Source organism: Kocuria carniphila (assembly GCF_004136555.1).
Taxonomy (GTDB): Bacteria; Actinomycetota; Actinomycetes; order Actinomycetales; family Micrococcaceae; genus Kocuria; species Kocuria carniphila.
Window position 1 is genome coordinate 48565 of record NZ_NOIT01000015.1, and the last position, 17502, is coordinate 66066.

The following is a 17502-nucleotide window of genomic DNA, read 5'->3' on the forward strand; positions in this document are numbered from 1 at the left end:
CTGTGCGTAGTAATGCCGGTGCGGAGGAGAAGGTGGAATGCACAAGCATTACAACGGGCTGAAAACCGTGCTGCTGTTGGGTGGCATGTGGGCGGTGCTGCTGGCCATCGGCGCAATCATTGCCGGTGCAACGCGCAGCTCGGTGTTCATCGTGATTTTTGCCGTGATCGGCCTGATCGGTACCGCGTACAGCTACTGGAACTCCGACAAACTGGCCATCCGTTCCATGCGAGCGATCCAGGTAACGCCGCAGCAGGCGCCCACCATGTACCGCATCGTGCATGAGCTCTCCCAGCGGGCGGGCCAGCCCATGCCGCGTTTGTACATTGCCCCCACAATGAGCCCCAATGCCTTTGCGACCGGACGCAACCCGGAGAATGCCGCCGTGTGCTGCACTGAAGGCATTCTGCAGATCTTGGACGAACGGGAACTCAGGGGAGTGCTGGGCCACGAGTTGATGCACGTTTACAACCGGGACATCCTGACTTCATCGGTAGCCGCGGCCGTTGCGGGTCTGATCACGTCGGCGGCGCAGTTCTTGCAGTTCGCCGCCATCTTTGGTGGCCGCGGCGGTGACCGTGGGGGAAACCCGTTGGTCGCGCTGCTCATGGCATTCCTGGCACCCGTGGCGGCCATGGTCATTCAGATGGCCATCTCGCGGACCCGCGAATACGACGCCGACCAAGACGGGGCTCAGCTGACCGGTGACCCCCTCGCACTTGCTTCGGCGCTGCGCAAGATTGAGGGTGGTGCCTCCCAGCGCCCCATGAATCCCAACGATCAGAAGGTGGTCAACACCTCGCACCTGATGATCGCCAACCCGTTCCGCGGTGGCGGCCTCAAGAGCATGTTCCGCACTCACCCGTCGACCGATGACCGGGTGGCACGCCTGGAGAACATGGCGCGTAGCGGCGGTTACTACGGTCGCTAATCGATTCAAGATGAAGGTGCGGCCGCGACTTAATTCGCGGCCGCACCTTCATTTACGTTAAGGCTCGTTTTACCCTACGCAAAACACCATAGACTCGTGGATGTTTGTCAATGAGGCCTTCGAGGCGGCGATATCGATGTTTATAATCGGTGAGTTCGTCCGTTCTCTCGAACCATGCGCTAAAGAGGAGATTCGCATTGTCGATATACAGCGCCGAATTATTTCTCATGATCTTCGCGTAGGTGGCAACTAATTCGTCACGTGTGAACACGCTGTTCAACGAGTCAGCGCGGATACGGTACCGGAAAAGAACTTCATCGATCCGATGTACTCCGCGTCCCAATCCAACGATTTTCAGCCAAAAGTCGTGGTCTTCACGAAAATGTAGAGTTTCATCATAGCCTCCCACGGTGAACCAGTCTTGTTTTCGAAACAAGGCGGTTGCAAAGATGATGCCTTCGGTTAGCATCAACTTTAGCGAATATGGGGGAAGTTGCCATGGCCCGGTAGCGTCGCCCATGAATTCTGCCTGTGCATAAACTATCCCAATCGTGGGCTCACTATCTAGTATCTGCGCCGCTTTTGATACGTAAGTGGGGGCAATATAGTCGTCCGCGTCCACGGGGAGGATGTAATCGCCCGTTGCTGCGGTGATGCCGACATTCCGAGCTGCCGCCGACCCTGCATTGTCTTGTCGAATAACTTTGACCCCGTGCCATGGAGGGTTCTCCATGAGAGCTATGGTCTTGGGGTCCGTTGAGCCGTCGTCGACAATGATCACCTCTAGATCAGGGTGATCTTGGTTCAGAACCGAATGCACGGCTTCATCTACCCATTCATGGGCGTTGTAAACCGGAATTACCACTGATACGCGAGTCATTCTCCCTCCCCTGAATGGACCGAGTCAGCGGTAGTTGACGAACTGAAGATCAACTTCCAGCTCTGAGCCCTTGAGCAGGGCAATGACATCTTGCAGGTCATCACGGGACTTTGAAGAAACGCGCAGCTCATCGCCCTGGATGGTGGCCTTCACGCCCTTGGGGCCTTCATCACGGATGAGCTTGGTGATCTTTTTCGCCTGGTCCTGGGCGATGCCCTCCTTGATGGTGGACTCGATGCGGTACTCCTTGCCGGAGGCGTAGGGCTCTCCGTCGTCCAGGGACTTCAGGGAGATGCCGCGCTTGACCAGCTTGGACTGAAACACGTCGAGAACTGCTTGAGCGCGTTCTTCTGAGTTGGCCTTGATCAAGATCTTTTCGCCGGAGAAGTCGATCTCGGCACCCACCCCGCGGAAATCGTAGCGCTGGGACACCTCCTTCTGGGCCTGGTTGAGCGCGTTGGAGACTTCCTGCTTGTCTACCTTGCTGACCACGTCGAACGAAGATTCTGAAGCCACGATGTTCCTTTCATTGGGAGTTTCAGGGATGTCGTTAACTCTTACGGACAAGCCTAGTGCTCGTTCCGGTGCCGGAGTTGTTATCAACTTGTCATCGGGAGCACAGGCGGATCTCAGGACGGCAGGTGAGGATAAGTGCATGACTCAGATCGACAGCAGCCGTTCTGCTTCTTCCCATCATTCTTCCTTGTCAGGACACGTTCTCCCTATGAAAAAACAACCGCGCATCCGTGTGCCCGGGGTCAAGGCCTCCAGGTCCGCGCTCCGCCGGGGCAGTGGCGCCCTGGCAGGAACGGCCCTTGCCGCAGGCCTGATCGTCGGTGGCTCGGGAGCCGCTCAGGCTCAGCCTCCCCGTGCGCTCATGACGCCTCCAGTGGTTCAACCTGGGACCATAACCGGTCAGGGCGTGGCGGTTCAGCGGAGATTGGACGGCATCCGGCAAGACCTGGATCGTGCCGTCGCCGTGGGTGACGTGACGCGCGAACAGGCCGACGCGTTCGTCACCAAGCTCGTTCGACACATGGACTGACAGCTCCGATTTTGGAGTCGGGCTCATCCCTGTGTAATGTTGAGGTGCTCCCGCTCGCGGGGGCACCTTATTGCTCATTGACGTGAGTGATGCCGCGGCAGATTACCCGAGCGGCCAAAGGGGGCTGACTGTAAATCAGCTGGCTATGCCTACGGGGGTTCGAATCCCTCATCTGCCACCGAGAAAAACCCGGACCGTGAGGTCCGGGTTTTTTCGTTGTAGAACTCAGGGTCAGGGTGCATCCACCCACTGAACAAGCTGGACGATGATCCCATTCGGATCCAGAACTTGGAAGTACCGTTCGCCCCAGGGCTCGGTCTCGATGGCGGTGGGGATCACCAGGTCGCGGGAGCCTAATCGGTGCCATTCGGCGTCGATGTCGTCGACCTCGAAGACTATGAGCAGGCCGGTTGCGGCGGTCCCCGCGTGACTGGCTGGTTTGAAGGTATCGAGACCTGCTCGGAGGAGAACCACGTTGAACCCGGCATCCTCGCGGCTCAATGAGGCGAATCCATCCTGGGCCATGACCTCCTGGAAATCGAAGTGATCTTTGAAGAACGCGGCTGAAGCTTGAACGTCGTCCACATTGAGGGAGATGGCAGAAGCGGTGATGTTCATGGGGCTCCTTAGATTAATGCCGTACATCGTACGGTATTAGGTAGAATGCAGTTATGCCGCAGAAAATTCCCAAGACCCCGGAGGATAACGACCTTGAGGTCGTGAAGAAGCATCTTCGGCTGCTGTGGGCTGGTCATGACGAGAAGCCGGTTCGTCCCGGGCCGCGTCCGCGCATCACCGTGGATGACGTGGTTGGCACCGCTATTGAACGAGCTGGATCGGCTGGCTTGAGCGGACTGACTATGCGGGACTTGGCTGCTGACCTCGGCGTGAAAACTATGACTTTGTATGCCCATGTGCCAGACAAAAAGAGCCTCTTAGCGCTTATGTCGGATCATGTTTTCGACAGCTCGGCCAGGTCATTGCCCCATTCAGGGGCGTGGCGCGATCGGGTCAGGGCGGTCATCGACGATACGTTCCAGATGTACTTGTCACATGACTGGCTTTCGTCCATTCATACTGAGCAACCAGTCTTGGGCCCAGGTTTCCTGGGGCGATATGAACGACAGCTCGAGTGTCTTCAAGGGCTGGGTCTCAGCGATATCACTCTGGATGCGACCCTGACTTTCCTCAACAACTTTGCTCGTACGGCAGCACTGGACGTTGCCGACCGAGAAACCCTGAACAACTCCGGACCGGATTGGTGGCAAGCTGCCGGACCTGTCCTCGAGGAACTGGTATCCCCGAATGACTACCCCCTGGCCACCCGTGTGGGGACCTCCGCCGGTCAGGCGCAGGGTGGGGCGTACAACGCCCGGAGCAACTATGCCTTCGGTGTTGACCGAGTGCTCGACGGCCTGGCTGTTCTCGTGGACAGGCCGGTGCCCTAGCGCTCCTCCAGTTGTTCGGGGTTGCATCGCAACCGCGGCAATACCTGGTTGCCGAGTAGGCGGAGCGTTCGCAGAGCCCTCTCGTGCGGCAGCCCGTTGATATCCACACGCAGCAGGATTCGTTCCACCCCCAGTTCCCGGCGCAGGGTCGTGAGTTTGTCGACGACGTCGCTCACCCCACCCACCACGAGCGAACCTTCCGGTCCACACTGAGCCGCGAATTCGTCGAGGGTCCAAGGTGAAACCTCGGGCGAGGCTGCGCCGAACGCGCGTGTGCCCGCGGCGAAGTAGGGGTGCGCCTGCTGGACGGCCGCCTCCCAGGGGGTGGGGGCGGCGTCGTCGGGAATGACGAACGCCGGAACCGCGAGACCCACGCGCGCGGAGGCTTCATCCCCGAACCCGTGCAACGCCTCGCGATACGCCTTCACATAGGGGACCAGATGGCGCCACTCGCCCTCCATGACGTTCAGCATCACACCGAGCCCGTGTCCCGCCGCGCAAAACCGACCTGGGTGAGCCCGACGACGCCGCCCACACCAGATCTCGCGGGTCCCGTCCGGTGGCGGGCAGCTCCACGTTCGTAGCCCGCTCGCGGAAGGTCCCGAGCAGGTCTGAGGGGCCGGGGCGAAGCAGGCCGAGGAGCTGGTCGAGACGTTCTTCGAAGATTTCTTCCCGAAGGTGCGGGTCAACCCCGAAGAGTTCCAGGTCGCGGGGGAGCCCGCCCTGTCCGGCGACGAGCTCGGTGCGACCCCGGGAGAGTAAGGACAACGTGGTGCGTTGTTCTGCGAGACGTACCGGATCTGCGGTGGTGAGGTTGCTAGCCGTGGCGGACAGTCGGATTCGGTGGTCGGGTCAGCGGCGGTCTCGCCCCAGGACAAGATTCCAAGCTGCGTGTTCACACGGCTTCTTCCGCGAAGTTCGCCCCGGCGGGGTCTTGTGCCCGCAGTGAACGCTCTGGGGTTGAAACTCCCGGCGTTTTAGGCTGGTTCCATGGCTACTGTAGACATCACCCAAGACACTCTGGGCCAGACCATCTCCGACAACGATATTGTCCTGTTGGACTGGTGGGCAGACTGGTGCGGCCCTTGCAAGCAGTTCGCTCCAACCTACGAGGCCGCATCTGAGCAGCACTCCGACATCGTGTTCGGCAAGGTGGACACCGAGGACCAGCAGGGACTGGCTGCCGCAGCGCAGATTTCCTCGATCCCCACTCTCATGGCTTTCCGGGAGGGCATTCTGGTGTTCTCCCAGCCCGGTGCCATGCCGGCCAACGCTCTGGACCAGGTCATTGACGCGGTCAAGGGCTTGGACATGGAAGAGGTTCGCGCCGAGGTCGAGAAGCAGGCCGCCGAGGGCGAGCAGGCCAACTGACCCAGCTCAAGACTTAATCGCCCAGGGGTGCTCTCCGGTCGGAGAGCGCCCCTGGGTCTTTTTCTGTTCGAGATGGACCGGCGCGGTATTCCTTCCGCGCGGCCAGATCTCGCTCTCGAGACGGCCGGCTAAGCCGCAGTCACGCCCAGCAAAGATCCAATCAGGAATGTGGCGCCGAGTGCGAGGGCGCCACCGATCACCACGCGAGCAGCGGCACGTCCCACGTGCGGGGTACCACCCAGCCGCGCGCCCAGGCTGCCGGTGATGGCCAGGGCCACGAGCACGGCAACGAACGTCACGGGAATCCGCCATTCCGACGGGGGTAGCAGGATGGCGAGCATCGGGAGCAGCGAACCGAGCAGGAAAGCGACCGCGGAGGCCCATGCTGCGGCCCACGGACTCGGAATGTCTCCCGGATCGATGCCCAGCTCCGCATCCAGGTGCGCCAGCAGGGCGTTGCGTTCGGTCAGTTCCACCGCAACTTTCCGAGCTGTGTCATGAGACAGCCCGCGGGACCGGTAAATACCGATCAGTTCTTCCAGTTCGGCCTCCGGCATTTCCCGGAGCTCGAGTTCTTCCTTGGCGATCAGGGCTTCCTGCGAGTCTTTCTGGCTGGAGACCGATACGTATTCCCCCAGCGCCATGGACAGGGCACCGCCGATGACGGCTGCCGAACCGGCCACCAGGATCGGCCATGAATTGGCTGTCGCACTGGCAACACCGACCACCGTTGCAGCGACGGACACGATGCCGTCGTTCGCGCCCAGGACTCCGGCGCGAAGTTTGTTGAGTTTCTCGCCGTACTTGTCATTGTGGGGTTCGGTGATGACGTGCTCGCTCATGTCTTCAGTGTGCTCCGGCACCCAAAATTTAGCTAGCTAGGTTAACCAACCCTCACTTGGCCATTCATTGATTCGGAACTCGACCCCCAGGATCAGTGCCGGCGATGGTCTGCGGGAGTCAGCCGTGGCCCGAACGCCGGCTTTCGATGACCGCTGGCCTTGATGAGCCGCACCACGCGTTGACGGTTCCCCCGCCACGGTTCCAACAATTCCTCCATGCGCTCGTCCGAGCCCGGTGCGCCGTCGAAGAACCAGCACACGTAATCGGCCAGGTGGTAATCGCGCACGCTGATCCCGTCAGGGTCCGCGTGCGTACACTGGGTAATTTCCGCGGCGGTCCACACACCGATCCCGTTGAGAGTCTGCAATTTGGCACGCACCACGACGGGGTCCTCGAGCAGCCCGAGGCGTTCCAACGCCGATGCGCGCTGAACTACTCGCATGACGGTCGCGGACCGGTGCGGATCCACGCCGGCACGGTGCCACTGCCAGGACGGGATCTTGCGCCACTGCTCCGCCGTGGGGGGCGCGTACATTCCGACGGGGGCGGGGCCGGGCGCAGGTTCACCCGCCAGTCGGACCAGGTAGCGATAGGCACGAATGGCCTCGATGGCCGTGACACGTTGCTCAATGATGGCGATGACGGCCCGGTCAATCACCGCGCCGGTGGCCGGCAACCGCAGTCCGGGGTGCCGACGGCGCGCCAGTGTCAATCGTTCCGGGAGTAGGCCGTAGGCGGGGGAGGACTCGAAATCAGTCCAGTCATCCGCGGCACCACACCACCGCGGAGCCTGTGAAATCCATGCGGCCGCTCCCGGGCCCCATGCATCAACCACGATGTCCCGTTCCAGCGCGGTCGTGTCCGTGCCACCGGATCCGCGGGTGAATCGTGCGGAGACGGCCGAGCCCAGATACCTGGTGGTGATCCACACGCACTCGGGGGAAAGTACCCTCACCGTGGGATCGTTCGTGCCGCGGCCAAGCACCGACAAGGTCTGCCCCAGATGCACCGATCCGCGCGGTGACCAGCGGAGCCGCACGGGCTCGGACCCGAGTTGCTGCGCGGTGCTGGCGACCATTTCCAGGGACATGCTCGTCATCATTCCACGGGCCTACGACACGCATAAGCAACTCACTAGTGCGGGGGGCCGCAGCAACCGGCACGCTGACCTGCGCCGCATTTCGTGTCGTTTACATGTTCATCTGCAGGTGAGAGGGCTGGGATATCCTGCCCACGACTACCACCCACGTGAGGAAATCCCGTGTCCACCTCGTTCGCGCGTTCCAAGCCTTCAAGGGGCGGCCTGGTGGTGCGCGGGGTCAAGGCTCCCAGCGTCGGGCCCTGGTTGCCATGTGTGATCGCAGTGGCGTGCACGACCCTGTACGTGCTCTTCTCGCTGTCCCAGTGGTACCGCTGGGACGTGCCGTCGTGGGATAACGCGATCTTCACCCAGTTGCTGCAGTCTTACGCCTCCGGTCAGCCACCCGTGGTCAACATCAAAGGCCACGACTTCAATTTGCTCGGCGATCATTTTCATCCGTTGCTAGTGGTGCTCGCGCCGGTCTACGGCTTGTTCCCCTCCGCACTGACCTTGATGATCACCCAGGACGTCCTGTTGGGCATTTCGGTGGGGGTGGTCACAGGGTGCGCCGTCCGCTCCCTCCGGACGGCACCCGCCGCAGCGATCGGAGTGGCCTACGGGCTGAGCTTCGGTCTGCAGGGTGCCGTATCGGTGCAGTTCCACGAGATCTCCCTCGCCGTGCCGCTCCTGGCTCTCGCAGTGGCAGCACTGAGGGAACGGCGGTGGGTCACAGCAACCCTGTGGAGCGCGCCGGTGGCCCTGGTCAAGGAAGATCTGGGTATGACGGTCGCAATGTTGGGCGCGGTCATGTTTGGTCACGCGTTCCGGCCCGCGGCGCGGGTGTCGGGGATGCTCTTGAACCGCGTGTACGAACCGGCGACCGAGCGCGGACCGGGCGCGCGAGCGGCGTCGTCGTCGGGGGCAACGGTGAGAGAATTCGGTGCGGCTTTGAGCCGCACCGCGCAACGGCCGGCCCTGCTGGGTGCCCTGCTGATGCTGTGGGGGGTGGGGCTGAGCCTGCTGGCGATCTGGGTGGTGCTTCCCGGTCTGAACCCCAATGATTCCTTTGCCTACGCGGACAAACTGGACATCGCCGGAATCCTGCGTGATCCGGCCGGAGCGGTGATCTCCTTGTTCGTTCCGGAACAGAAACTGGGCACGTGGCTGCTGACCCTTGCGGCCGGCGCGGTGATTGCGGTGCGCTCGCCGCTGGCGCTGATTGCGCTCCCCACCCTGGCCTGGAGAATGCTGTCGCCCAATCACGGTTATTGGGGAACGGGCTGGCACTACAACGCGGTGATCATGCCCATCGTGTTCATCGCCCTCGTCGACGCCGTGGTGAGACTTCGCGCATCCGGCGCCGGGACTCGTGCGCCCCGGACACTTGCAAAGATGGCCCCGTGGCTGGCTCTGGGCGTGGCGCTGGTGGTGGCAACTCAGCAGCCGCTGTCTCAGTTGGTCACGGGGGAGGCGTGGCGCGGGGACCCGCGGGCGGGCGTCAAGCGCGCCACGGTCCAGGCTGTACCGGAAGGCGCATCCGTGGCAACGGACTTGACGCTGATCAACGGGCTGGTGTCCCGCGCGGACGTGCACTGGATCGGCAATCCCGGTGATCCCGCCCCCGAATTCGTGGTGATCGACCGCGAAGGTGGCACGTGGGGAGAGGACCCTCCGCAAGGCGCCTCGGAGTACGCGGAGGAGCTCTATGGGGAGACGTATGTCACCGTACGTGATGAGGCCAACATCATCTTGTTGGAACGGGAGTCTCCGTAACGTGACGATGTGCGCTAGAGTAGGGCGTTATCATTCCGGTTTTTATGTCCTCATTAAATCGTTTCGCCGTAGCAGGCATGTCGATCAGAGGCACACGCGGTAGGACCGCACGCGCCGGTGTCAATCATTTCCACCCCACCGAAGCGAGGTTCACCCATGCCTACTGAATTCACCCCTGAAACTGCTGCAGAGCTTGAGACGCCCACCACTACCGAGGCTCCCCAGGACGCTGAAAACGTTCCTGAGCCCGCCGATTCCAAGCCCGACACCCCTACCTTCGCCGACCTCGGCGTGGACGGCCGCATCCTGGCCGCTCTCGACGATGTCGGGTACGAGTACCCCTCGCCCATCCAGGCAGCCACCATTCCCGCTCTGCTGAGCGGCCGCGACGTGGTGGGCCTGGCCCAGACCGGTACCGGTAAGACCGCGGCCTTCGCGGTTCCGGCACTGTCCAAGCTGGCTGAGCTGTCCGACCTGCACGGCCCGCAGCGTTCCACCCGCGTTCTGGTGCTGGCCCCCACCCGTGAGCTCGCGCTCCAGGTGGCCGAGGCCTTCGGTTCCTACGCAACCCACCTCGACGAGTTCACTGTGCTGCCCGTGTACGGCGGTTCCTCCTACGGCCCGCAGCTGGCCGGCTTGCGCCGCGGTGCTCAGGTCGTCGTGGGTACCCCCGGCCGTGTGATCGATCACCTGAGCAAGGGTTCGCTCAAGCTCGACGACATCGCGTACGTGGTGTTGGACGAAGCCGACGAGATGCTTCGCATGGGCTTCTCGGAGGACGTCGAGAAGATTCTGAGCCAGACCCCGGAGGAGAAGCAGGTCGCGCTGTTCTCCGCCACCATGCCCAAGGCCATCCGCCGCATCGCGCAGCAGTACTTGCGCGATCCCAAGGAGATCACGGTCAAGGCCAAGACCACCACGGGCACCAATACGCGTCAGCGCTTCATGCAGGTCATGGGCCCGCACAAGCTGGACGCCATGACTCGCGTGCTCGAGGTCGAGGACTACGACGGCGTGATCGTCTTTGTCCGCACCAAGGCCGCGACCGAGGAAATCGCCGACAAGCTCAAGGCCCGGGGATACACCGCAGCAGCGATCAACGGTGACATTCCGCAGAACCTGCGTGAGCGCACCGTGGACTCATTGCGTGACGGCAAGGTCGACATCCTGGTCGCCACCGACGTCGCCGCTCGTGGCCTGGACGTCGAACGCATCTCCCTGGTCGTCAATTACGACATCCCTCACGACACCGAGTCCTACGTGCACCGCATCGGCCGTACCGGCCGCGCGGGCCGCAAGGGCGAGGCCATCCTCTTCATGACTCCGCGCGAGAAGTACCTGCTGCGCGCCATCGAGAAGGCCACGCGGCAGCCGGTCGAGCAGATGCGCATGCCGTCCGTGGAGGATGTCAATCGCACCCGCAAGGAGAACTTCGCGAACCAGATCGCGGAGACCATCGAGTCCGAGGATCTCTCCTTCTTCCGTGAGCTCGTGGAGCAGTACGAGAACGAGCACGACGTGGATGCCGCTGAAATTGCTGCGGCCCTCGCTGTGATCGCTCAGGACGGCCGCCCCTTCCTGGCTGAAGAGCTGCCCGAGGTCCCCCAGCGCAAGCGTGACCGTGAGCGCCGTGAGGGCTCCGACGGACCTCGTGGCGGCGGTGGCCGCCGCAGTGGACCCGAGGCCGGAATGCGAACCTACAAGCTGGCCGTGGGCCATCGCGACCGCGTGGCACCGGGTGCCATCGTGGGTGCGTTGACCCACGAAGGCGGCCTGAACGGGTCGCAGATCGGCGCGATCGACATCCACCCCAACTTCACGTTGGTGGGCCTGTCCGAGAACCTGCCCGCAGGCACCATGGACAAACTCTCCAATACCCGCATCAACGGCTCCCCGATCCGCATCCAGGAGGATCGTGGACCCGGTGGCGGATCTCGCGGAGGCTCCCGTGAGGGTGGCCGGTTCCGTGACCGCGACGGTGACCGCGGTGGTCGTTTCGACCGCGGCGGCCGCTCGGACCGCGGTGGCGACCGTGGCGGTGACCGCGGAGGCTTCCGCGGCGGTGACCGCCCCCGCAGCGGTGGCTCCTCGTACCAGGATCGCCCCCGCAAGAAGGGCTTCCCCAAGGGCAATGGTGGCTTCCGCGACCGCTGATAGACCCGCTGACCGCCCGATTCAGGGTGGTCGGCACCCCGCGGATACTCTGCGGATTCGGCGAGTTCACCTCGTTTTTGCAACTCGCCGAAATGCTGTTAGAGTTTTCCGCGTTGCCCCGATAGCTCAGTGGTAGAGCGCCATCTTGGTAAGATGGAGGTCCCGGGATCGATTCCCGGTCGGGGCTCTCATGATGAGGGCCTGCGGCTTGTGTGAACGAGCCGCAGGTTCGTTCATGAAATGGCGGTGTAGCTCAGCTGGTTAGAGCGCACGACTCATAATCGTGAGGTCGACGGATCGAGCCCGTCCACCGCTACTTTCAAGGCGTCGTTCCACACGGAACGGCGTCTTTTTCTATGCCGTGCCGGTCGGCCCAGTAGGCTGAGGGAAAATCTTCCGTCCGACCGAGGAGAGCCATGGCTATTTCAGAAGAGGTGGTGGGGCGCACGTACCCCGCCGCCCCCGCTTATCAGGTGTCCCGAGAGAAGATCCGCGAGTTCGCCTCGGCGGTCAAGGCCACGGACGGCGTCCACTTCGACGTCGAGGCCGCCCAGGCCGCCGGCTACGACGATCTCGTGGCTCCGCCCACCTTTGCGATCATCGTGTCCCAGCGCGCCGACGCCGCTCTGATCCAGGACCCGAGCGCGGGCATCGACTTCTCGCGCGTGGTCCACACCGAGCAGCGCTTCACGCACCACCGTCCCATCGTGGCCGGTGACGAGCTGCTCGCCGCGGTCACGGTGGACCAGGTGCGTCCGCTGGGTTCCGGGGCCATGATCACGTCCCGGGTGGAAATCACCACGCTCGGGGGAGACCAGGTGGCCACCACCACGTCGTCGCTGTTGGTACGCGGGGAGGATCAGTAATGAACATCGCATTCGATCAGCTCGAAAAGGGCCAGTCCATCGGTGAGCGCACCGTGCCGGTGTCCCGTGCCGACCTCGTGAAGTACGCCGGTGCCTCCGGTGACTTCAACCCGATCCACTGGAATCAGGACTTCGCCCAGAACGTGGGTCTTCCCAACGTGATTGCCCACGGAATGTTCACCATGGGAGCCGCGGTGGGTCTGGTGACGGAGTGGGCTGGTGACGCGGGCGCCGTCGTCGACTATCAGACGCGTTTCACCAAGCCCGTGGTCGTGCCCAACCGTTTCGACGGTGAGGTCGAACCGAGCACGGCGTTGTCGGTGCGCGGCGCGATCGGCCTGGTGGATCCGGACGCTCGCACCGTGCGTGTGGACCTGACCGTGACCGCCCCGGATCTGGCCCAGGAAGGTGCGGATCCGGCTGAGGCCAAGGCGCTCAAGGTCTTGGTCAAGGCTCAGGTTGTTGTGAAGTTCTAGCACTAGAGTTGTCCATCATGAACGCACCCCGACTGGCCGATCTGACCACCACTGCGGTGGGAGGCCCCGCGACCCGTTACCTCAAGGCGGAGACCGAACAGCAACTGGTCCAGGCGGTGGCACAGGCCGATGAAGTTGGGGAGCCGGTCCTGATCGTGGGTGGCGGATCCAACATTTTGGCCTCGGACCACGGCTTCGAGGGAACGGTGGTGCACGTGGCCACTCAGGGTATCGACGTGCTCGACACGGATCCGGCCATGGGCACCCTCGTGACGGTCCAGGCCGGTCATTCGTGGGATCAAGCGGTGCTGTGGAGCGTGGAGCAGCGCTTGGCGGGCCTGGAGACGCTCTCGGGCATTCCCGGCACCACGGGTGCAACCCCCGTGCAGAACGTGGGCGCGTACGGCACCGAGGTCTCACAGACCATTGAAAATGTCCACACGTGGGACCGTCAGGCTGGGGAACCCCGAACCTTCAGCGCGGACGAGCTGGAATTCTCCTATCGTGATTCCGTGCTCAAGCGGAGCATGGAACACGGATCACCGCGCTATGTAGTGCTCTCCGTGGCCTTCCGCTTGCTCCCGCAGGAGGTGGGTCTCCCTGTGCGCTATGGGCAGCTAGCAGGAGCGCTGGGCGTCGAGATCGGCGAGTGCGCACCCTTGGACACCGTGCGCGAGACCGTGCTGCGATTGCGCGCCTCCAAGGGCATGGTGCTCAACCCTGAGGATCGGGACACTTACAGCACCGGGTCGTTTTTCACGAACCCGATCGTGGACGATCCCGCCCGGCTGGCAAGCATCCCGGACGACGCCCCACGCTATCCGGTGCTCGACGCCGCCGGTCACGAGATCCCCGGTTCCACCAAGCTCTCCGCAGCCTGGCTGATCGATCATTCCGGATTTGCCAAGGGGTTTGGCCTTCCAGGGTCCCGCAATCAGCAGCTGGACCTTGACGGGGAGACCGTGGCCAACGGCCGCGCAGCCCTCTCGACAAAGCACACCCTGGCCATGACCAACCGCGGTGGGGCGTCTTCGGATGATTTAGCGGCGCTGGCGCGCACCGTGCGCGACGGTGTGGAGCACGTGTTCGGCGTGCGCCTGGTTCCCGAGCCTGTCCTGCTGGGGATGAGCCTCTAGGTGCTCGCTTCAGTATGAGTTCCGAATTACAGGAAGAAATCCGGCGAGGCGAGGAAGGCGGCCGGATCCACAGGACCGTGCTGCGGATCAAGGCCTTCTCGCACAAGCACCCCGCTCTGCGCGCGATTCACCTGACATTGGTGACCGTGCTGGGCGCGGTCTTCGTGGTGCTGGGGATCATCATGCTGGTCACCCCCGGCCCGGGATGGCTGTTCATCTTTCTGGGCATCGGACTATGGAGCACCGAATTCGCGTGGGCGCACCGGCTCAACCAACGAGTCAAGCGGCTGGCGATCACGGCGTGGCGCTGGTGGTCCAACATCGTGGCCGAGTGGCGCTTCCGCCGAGCCCGTGACAAGCCCCATCACCTAGTTCAGGGGCCGCGACACATGCGTGTCACGGCCCCTGAAACGAACGAGAAGTAACTACCTACTTACAGCGTGCCTGTCACGATCTTGAGCATGCGGCGCAGGGGCTCAGCGGCACCCCACAGCAGCTGATCTCCCACGGTAAAGGCGGAGATGTACTCCGGGCCCATCGAGAGCTTGCGGATGCGGCCCACGGGGATGTCCAACGAACCGGAAGCAGCCACCGGAGTCAGATCCTGTGTGCTGGCTTCCTTGGTGTTCGGAATGACCTTGGCCCACTGGTTCTCGGCATCAATGATCCGCTCGATCTCGTCCACCGGGATGTCTTCCCGCAACTTGATGGTCAGCGCCTGGGAGTGGCTGCGCATGGCCGCAATGCGCACGCACAACCCGTCCACGGGAATTGAATCCTTGCCGGAGCGACCCAGGATCTTGTTGGTCTCGGCCTCGGCCTTCCACTCCTCGCGGGACTGGCCGTTACCCAGGTCGGCGTCGATCCAGGGGATCAGCGACCCGGACAGCGGGACACCGAACTGAGATGCGTCCAATTCGCCGGAACGCTGCTTGGCGAGTACCGCGCGATCGATCTCGAGAATGGCCGAGGCGGCGTCGGCGAGCTGATCCGAGACCGAACCGTGGATGTCGCCGAACTGCTGAATGACCTCGCGCATGTGGCGGGCACCGCCACCGGAGGCGGCCTGGTAGGTCATGGATGTGGTCCACTCGACCAGGTCGTTGTTGAACAGCCCGCCCAGGCCCATGAGCATGCACGAGACGGTGCAGTTACCGCCGGTGAAGTCCTTGACGCCGCGCGCCAGGCCGGCGTCGATCACGTCGCGGTTGACCGGGTCCAGCGGGATGATGGAGGACTCCTCCATGCGCAGCGTGGACGCCGCGTCGATCCAGACGCCGTCCCAGCCGGCCTCGCGCAACTTGGAGTGCACGGCCTTGGTGTAGTCGCCGCCCTGCGCGGTCACCAGAATGGGCAGCGCGGACAGAGCCTCAATGTCGTAGGCGTCCTTCAACGTGCCTGTGTCGCCCAGACCGTCAATGGTGGGTGCGGCACCTCCGGCGTTGGAAGTGGAGAAGAACACGGGATCAAGGCTCGCGAAATCGTTCTCGGCGCGCAGACGGTCCATCAGAACGGAACCGACCATGCCGCGCCAGCCGATGAAGCCTACGGCTGAGGGTTGTGAAGTCATGCCGCCCAGTCTATCGACCGATGGATAGGGCACGAATCACAGTTACTCCTGGTTGCGGGGATCCGGGGTCTCGGCGACCAGATCCCGGTAACTCGGGAACCGCTCCAGGTAATCGAGCACGTACGTGCAGGTGGGGCGGATCTTCACGCCTTGTTCGCGGAACTGATCGAAAACGAAAGTCACCAGCGTGCGCGCGTAACCTTGGCGGCCGAAGGCCTCGGCCACGATGGTGTGTTGCACGTCCACGGTGCCGTCCTCGAGGACTTCCACGCCCAGGAAGCCAATGAACTGCTGGTCGTCCCACAGGTCGTAACGACCGAGGTCGGGATTGGCGCGGAGCTCGAGCGTGGGGCTTTCATGAATGCTCGGTGTGGGGCCAGTAGTCACGGTGGCTCAATCCTCCAAGGTTGATGTGGTCAAGATCACGCTATCGCATGTATCGAGGGCACCGCGCACTGAGTCGCGCGAAGACTCACGTCCGGGTGTATTCGTCCACGCGGAAGCGGGGGCCCTTGCTCGATTCGGCCCAGTCGGCCAGTTCGCGATGGCTCCAGGACTCATCCAGTTCCGGCGCCACGGTATCGCCTTCGACGGGTAGGTCCACGGTGGTCACGTAGGCCCGGCGCAGCGGCAGTTCTGGGTGCGCGAGGGCGTCGGCCCAGATGCGGGTCCCGCCGATCGCCCAGATGTCGCCGTCCGGCTGGTTGAGTAGCGATTGGGCCAGATCCAGGGCTTCGGCGTACGACGCCGCCGTCCACACGTTGACCTGGTCGCTCGCCACGGTCTCGGGGTGGCTGGTGACCACGATGTTCGGTCGGGCCGGCAACGGGCGGAACTTGGGCGGGAACGATTCCCACGTGCGGCGGCCCATGATGACGGGATTCCCGGTGGTCGTGATCGAGAAGAATCGCAGATCTTCGGGCACGTGCCAGGGGATCGTGCCGTCCTTGCCGATCACACCCTCCGGGCTCTGCGCCCAGATGCCACCCACGGTGGGGCGTGCCGATCCTTTGGCGCTCATACCGCCACCGGCGCCTTGATACCCGGGTGGTGCTTGTATCCCACGACCTCGAAGTCCTCGAACTCGTAGTCGAAGATGGATTCCGGTTTGCGCAGGATTTTCAACTGAGGATACGGGTAGGGCTCGCGGGCCAGCTGCTTGGTCACTTGTTCCACGTGATTGCTGTAAATGTGGCAGTCACCACCGGTCCAGATGAACTCACCGGGCACCAGATCGCACTGCTGAGCCACCATCATGGTGAGCAGCGCATAGGACGCGATGTTGAACGGCACACCCAGGAACAGATCCGCCGAACGCTGGTACAGCTGGCAGCTCAGGGCATCGGGGCCGTCCTCACGGGGCTGGACGTAGAACTGGAACAGGGCGTGGCACGGCGGCAGCGCCATGTTCTCGACCTCGGCCGGGTTCCACGCCGTCACCATGTGACGGCGCGAATGCGGCGACGTCTTGATGGATTCCACTACGCGGGCGATCTGGTCGATGCTCTCCCCATGACCGGCCGGCCAACTGCGCCACTGCACGCCGTACACCGGACCCAGATCACCGTTTTCGTCCGCCCACTCGTCCCAGATGCTCACGCCGCGTTCCTGCAACCAGCGCACGTTCGAGGATCCGGAGAGGAACCACAGCAGTTCCAGGGCGAGGGACTTGAAGTGCACACGTTTGGTGGTCAGCAGAGGGAAGGACTCCGAGAGGTCATAGCGGATCTGACGACCAAATACGGAGCGCGTGCCCGTGCCGGTGCGGTCGGACTTGATCGCACCGTCGGCCATGACTTCGGCCAGGAGGTCTTCGTAGGGCGTGGGAATGACGGTCATGGTTTCCTTTGTGCAGAATACGACCCGGTGTCGTTGTCTTGATCGCGGGGCAGCCCGGCGGGCGCGGGCCCGGCGGCCACGGGTACTGG

The 17502-nt window shown here is 63.2% G+C and carries 21 protein-coding genes and 3 tRNA genes; 13 read left to right on the plus strand and 11 right to left on the minus strand.

The genetic code is table 11. The features are described 5' to 3' along the window. Window positions 1–37 precede the first annotated feature (37 nt). Window positions 38–931, plus strand: coding sequence for a zinc metalloprotease HtpX (htpX, locus tag EWV37_RS11750; protein ID WP_129701781.1), 894 nt, complete (start codon window positions 38–40; stop codon window positions 929–931). Between the two features lie 52 nt (window positions 932–983). Here htpX and EWV37_RS11755 read toward each other — a convergent pair whose 3' ends face one another. Together EWV37_RS11755 and EWV37_RS11760 are read right to left on the minus strand one after the other, a co-directional pair. Further along, window positions 984–1811, minus strand: a complete 828-nt coding sequence (locus EWV37_RS11755) for a glycosyltransferase family 2 protein (RefSeq protein WP_129701783.1) — start codon at window positions 1809–1811, stop codon at window positions 984–986. A gap of 24 nt (window positions 1812–1835) precedes the next feature. After that, window positions 1836–2327: a YajQ family cyclic di-GMP-binding protein gene (locus EWV37_RS11760; protein ID WP_095796527.1), complete on the minus strand. Its 492-nt coding sequence runs from the start codon at window positions 2325–2327 to the stop codon at window positions 1836–1838. Window positions 2328–2535: 208 nt separating this feature from the next. Between EWV37_RS11760 and EWV37_RS11765 the strand changes: the two genes are divergently transcribed. Both EWV37_RS11765 and EWV37_RS11770 read left to right on the plus strand, forming a co-directional pair. After that, window positions 2536–2856: a hypothetical protein gene (locus EWV37_RS11765; RefSeq protein WP_129701785.1), complete on the plus strand. Its 321-nt coding sequence runs from the start codon at window positions 2536–2538 to the stop codon at window positions 2854–2856. A 96-nt stretch (window positions 2857–2952) separates the two neighbouring features. Then, window positions 2953–3034 (plus strand) — tRNA-Tyr (locus EWV37_RS11770). A gap of 53 nt (window positions 3035–3087) precedes the next feature. On the opposite strand, the gene EWV37_RS11775 is transcribed toward EWV37_RS11770, so the two are convergent. Next, window positions 3088–3474, minus strand: a complete 387-nt coding sequence (locus tag EWV37_RS11775) for a VOC family protein (protein ID WP_129701787.1) — start codon at window positions 3472–3474, stop codon at window positions 3088–3090. 53 nt (window positions 3475–3527) lie between these two features. Here EWV37_RS11775 and EWV37_RS11780 point away from each other — a divergent pair, with 53 nt between their 5' ends. Next, window positions 3528–4304 (plus strand): TetR/AcrR family transcriptional regulator, encoded by a 777-nt coding sequence (locus EWV37_RS11780; RefSeq protein WP_129701789.1) that lies wholly within the window; start codon window positions 3528–3530, stop codon window positions 4302–4304. On the opposite strand, the gene EWV37_RS11785 is transcribed toward EWV37_RS11780, so the two are convergent. After that, entirely contained in the window at window positions 4301–4780 is a 480-nt protein-coding gene (locus EWV37_RS11785) for a hypothetical protein (protein WP_129701791.1), read from the minus strand. The genes EWV37_RS11780 and EWV37_RS11785 overlap by 4 nt on opposite strands. Continuing rightward, window positions 4692–5144, minus strand: a complete 453-nt coding sequence (locus EWV37_RS15875; protein ID WP_129701833.1) for an LLM class flavin-dependent oxidoreductase — start codon at window positions 5142–5144, stop codon at window positions 4692–4694. Before EWV37_RS15875 ends, EWV37_RS11785 begins: the two co-directional genes overlap by 89 nt. A gap of 150 nt (window positions 5145–5294) precedes the next feature. Between EWV37_RS15875 and trxA the strand changes: the two genes are divergently transcribed. Then, window positions 5295–5675: a thioredoxin gene (trxA, locus tag EWV37_RS11795; protein ID WP_095796532.1), complete on the plus strand. Its 381-nt coding sequence runs from the start codon at window positions 5295–5297 to the stop codon at window positions 5673–5675. A gap of 128 nt (window positions 5676–5803) precedes the next feature. On the opposite strand, the gene EWV37_RS11800 is transcribed toward trxA, so the two are convergent. Both EWV37_RS11800 and EWV37_RS11805 read right to left on the minus strand, forming a co-directional pair. Then, window positions 5804–6517, minus strand: a complete 714-nt coding sequence (locus tag EWV37_RS11800) for a VIT1/CCC1 transporter family protein (protein WP_095796533.1) — start codon at window positions 6515–6517, stop codon at window positions 5804–5806. Between the two features lie 92 nt (window positions 6518–6609). Further along, on the minus strand, window positions 6610–7620 hold the full coding sequence (locus tag EWV37_RS11805) for a DNA-3-methyladenine glycosylase family protein (protein ID WP_238663242.1): 1011 nt from the start codon (window positions 7618–7620) through the stop codon (window positions 6610–6612). A gap of 159 nt (window positions 7621–7779) precedes the next feature. Here EWV37_RS11805 and EWV37_RS11810 point away from each other — a divergent pair, with 159 nt between their 5' ends. The 8 genes from EWV37_RS11810 (at window position 7780) to EWV37_RS11845 (ending at window position 14429) form a co-directional block, all read left to right on the plus strand. Beyond that, complete coding sequence (locus EWV37_RS11810; RefSeq protein WP_238663243.1) at window positions 7780–9372, plus strand: DUF2079 domain-containing protein; 1593 nt, start codon at window positions 7780–7782, stop codon at window positions 9370–9372. A gap of 156 nt (window positions 9373–9528) precedes the next feature. Next, window positions 9529–11526, plus strand: coding sequence for a DEAD/DEAH box helicase (locus tag EWV37_RS11815; protein WP_129701792.1), 1998 nt, complete (start codon window positions 9529–9531; stop codon window positions 11524–11526). Window positions 11527–11641: 115 nt separating this feature from the next. Further along, window positions 11642–11713 (plus strand) — tRNA-Thr (locus EWV37_RS11820). A gap of 55 nt (window positions 11714–11768) precedes the next feature. Further along, window positions 11769–11842: transfer RNA gene (locus EWV37_RS11825), tRNA-Met, on the plus strand. A 100-nt stretch (window positions 11843–11942) separates the two neighbouring features. Further along, on the plus strand, window positions 11943–12392 hold the full coding sequence (locus EWV37_RS11830; protein WP_095796535.1) for an FAS1-like dehydratase domain-containing protein: 450 nt from the start codon (window positions 11943–11945) through the stop codon (window positions 12390–12392). Beyond that, a complete protein-coding gene (locus EWV37_RS11835) occupies window positions 12392–12868 on the plus strand; it encodes a MaoC family dehydratase (RefSeq protein ID WP_095796536.1) in 477 nt (158 codons plus the stop codon). The genes EWV37_RS11830 and EWV37_RS11835 overlap by 1 nt, the downstream gene beginning before the upstream one ends. A gap of 17 nt (window positions 12869–12885) precedes the next feature. Next, window positions 12886–14004: a UDP-N-acetylmuramate dehydrogenase gene (locus EWV37_RS11840; protein ID WP_095796660.1), complete on the plus strand. Its 1119-nt coding sequence runs from the start codon at window positions 12886–12888 to the stop codon at window positions 14002–14004. A 14-nt stretch (window positions 14005–14018) separates the two neighbouring features. Then, window positions 14019–14429 (plus strand): PGPGW domain-containing protein, encoded by a 411-nt coding sequence (locus EWV37_RS11845; RefSeq protein WP_095796537.1) that lies wholly within the window; start codon window positions 14019–14021, stop codon window positions 14427–14429. 8 nt (window positions 14430–14437) lie between these two features. Here EWV37_RS11845 and asd read toward each other — a convergent pair whose 3' ends face one another. The 4 genes from asd to EWV37_RS11865 all read right to left on the minus strand — a co-directional run bounded on the left by asd (window position 14438) and on the right by EWV37_RS11865 (window position 17413). Continuing rightward, window positions 14438–15574, minus strand: coding sequence for an aspartate-semialdehyde dehydrogenase (gene asd, locus EWV37_RS11850; protein WP_095796661.1), 1137 nt, complete (start codon window positions 15572–15574; stop codon window positions 14438–14440). A gap of 42 nt (window positions 15575–15616) precedes the next feature. Next, window positions 15617–15961, minus strand: a complete 345-nt coding sequence (locus EWV37_RS11855) for a GNAT family N-acetyltransferase (protein WP_095796538.1) — start codon at window positions 15959–15961, stop codon at window positions 15617–15619. Between the two features lie 85 nt (window positions 15962–16046). Next, on the minus strand, window positions 16047–16595 hold the full coding sequence (locus tag EWV37_RS11860; protein ID WP_129701794.1) for a dihydrofolate reductase: 549 nt from the start codon (window positions 16593–16595) through the stop codon (window positions 16047–16049). Beyond that, window positions 16592–17413 (minus strand): thymidylate synthase, encoded by an 822-nt coding sequence (locus tag EWV37_RS11865; RefSeq protein WP_129701796.1) that lies wholly within the window; start codon window positions 17411–17413, stop codon window positions 16592–16594. Before EWV37_RS11865 ends, EWV37_RS11860 begins: the two co-directional genes overlap by 4 nt. Window positions 17414–17502 lie beyond the last annotated feature (89 nt).

Excerpts from the sequence above, each read along its gene's own strand:
- htpX (WP_129701781.1), top strand. The coding sequence starts at position 38 with ATGCACAAGCATTACAACGGGCTGAAAACCGTGCTGCTGTTGGGTGGC.
- EWV37_RS11755 (WP_129701783.1), bottom strand. The coding sequence starts at position 1,811 with ATGACTCGCGTATCAGTGGTAATTCCGGTTTACAACGCCCATGAATGG.
- EWV37_RS11765 (WP_129701785.1), top strand. The coding sequence starts at position 2,536 with ATGAAAAAACAACCGCGCATCCGTGTGCCCGGGGTCAAGGCCTCCAGG.
- EWV37_RS11775 (WP_129701787.1), bottom strand. The coding sequence starts at position 3,474 with ATGAACATCACCGCTTCTGCCATCTCCCTCAATGTGGACGACGTTCAA.
- EWV37_RS11780 (WP_129701789.1), top strand. The coding sequence starts at position 3,528 with ATGCCGCAGAAAATTCCCAAGACCCCGGAGGATAACGACCTTGAGGTC.
- trxA (WP_095796532.1), top strand. The coding sequence starts at position 5,295 with ATGGCTACTGTAGACATCACCCAAGACACTCTGGGCCAGACCATCTCC.
- EWV37_RS11800 (WP_095796533.1), bottom strand. The coding sequence starts at position 6,517 with ATGAGCGAGCACGTCATCACCGAACCCCACAATGACAAGTACGGCGAG.
- EWV37_RS11805 (WP_238663242.1), bottom strand. The coding sequence starts at position 7,620 with ATGATGACGAGCATGTCCCTGGAAATGGTCGCCAGCACCGCGCAGCAA.
- EWV37_RS11815 (WP_129701792.1), top strand. The coding sequence starts at position 9,529 with ATGCCTACTGAATTCACCCCTGAAACTGCTGCAGAGCTTGAGACGCCC.
- EWV37_RS11830 (WP_095796535.1), top strand. The coding sequence starts at position 11,943 with ATGGCTATTTCAGAAGAGGTGGTGGGGCGCACGTACCCCGCCGCCCCC.
- EWV37_RS11835 (WP_095796536.1), top strand. The coding sequence starts at position 12,392 with ATGAACATCGCATTCGATCAGCTCGAAAAGGGCCAGTCCATCGGTGAG.
- EWV37_RS11840 (WP_095796660.1), top strand. The coding sequence starts at position 12,886 with ATGAACGCACCCCGACTGGCCGATCTGACCACCACTGCGGTGGGAGGC.
- EWV37_RS11845 (WP_095796537.1), top strand. The coding sequence starts at position 14,019 with ATGAGTTCCGAATTACAGGAAGAAATCCGGCGAGGCGAGGAAGGCGGC.
- asd (WP_095796661.1), bottom strand. The coding sequence starts at position 15,574 with ATGACTTCACAACCCTCAGCCGTAGGCTTCATCGGCTGGCGCGGCATG.
- EWV37_RS11860 (WP_129701794.1), bottom strand. The coding sequence starts at position 16,595 with ATGAGCGCCAAAGGATCGGCACGCCCCACCGTGGGTGGCATCTGGGCG.
- EWV37_RS11865 (WP_129701796.1), bottom strand. The coding sequence starts at position 17,413 with ATGACCGTCATTCCCACGCCCTACGAAGACCTCCTGGCCGAAGTCATG.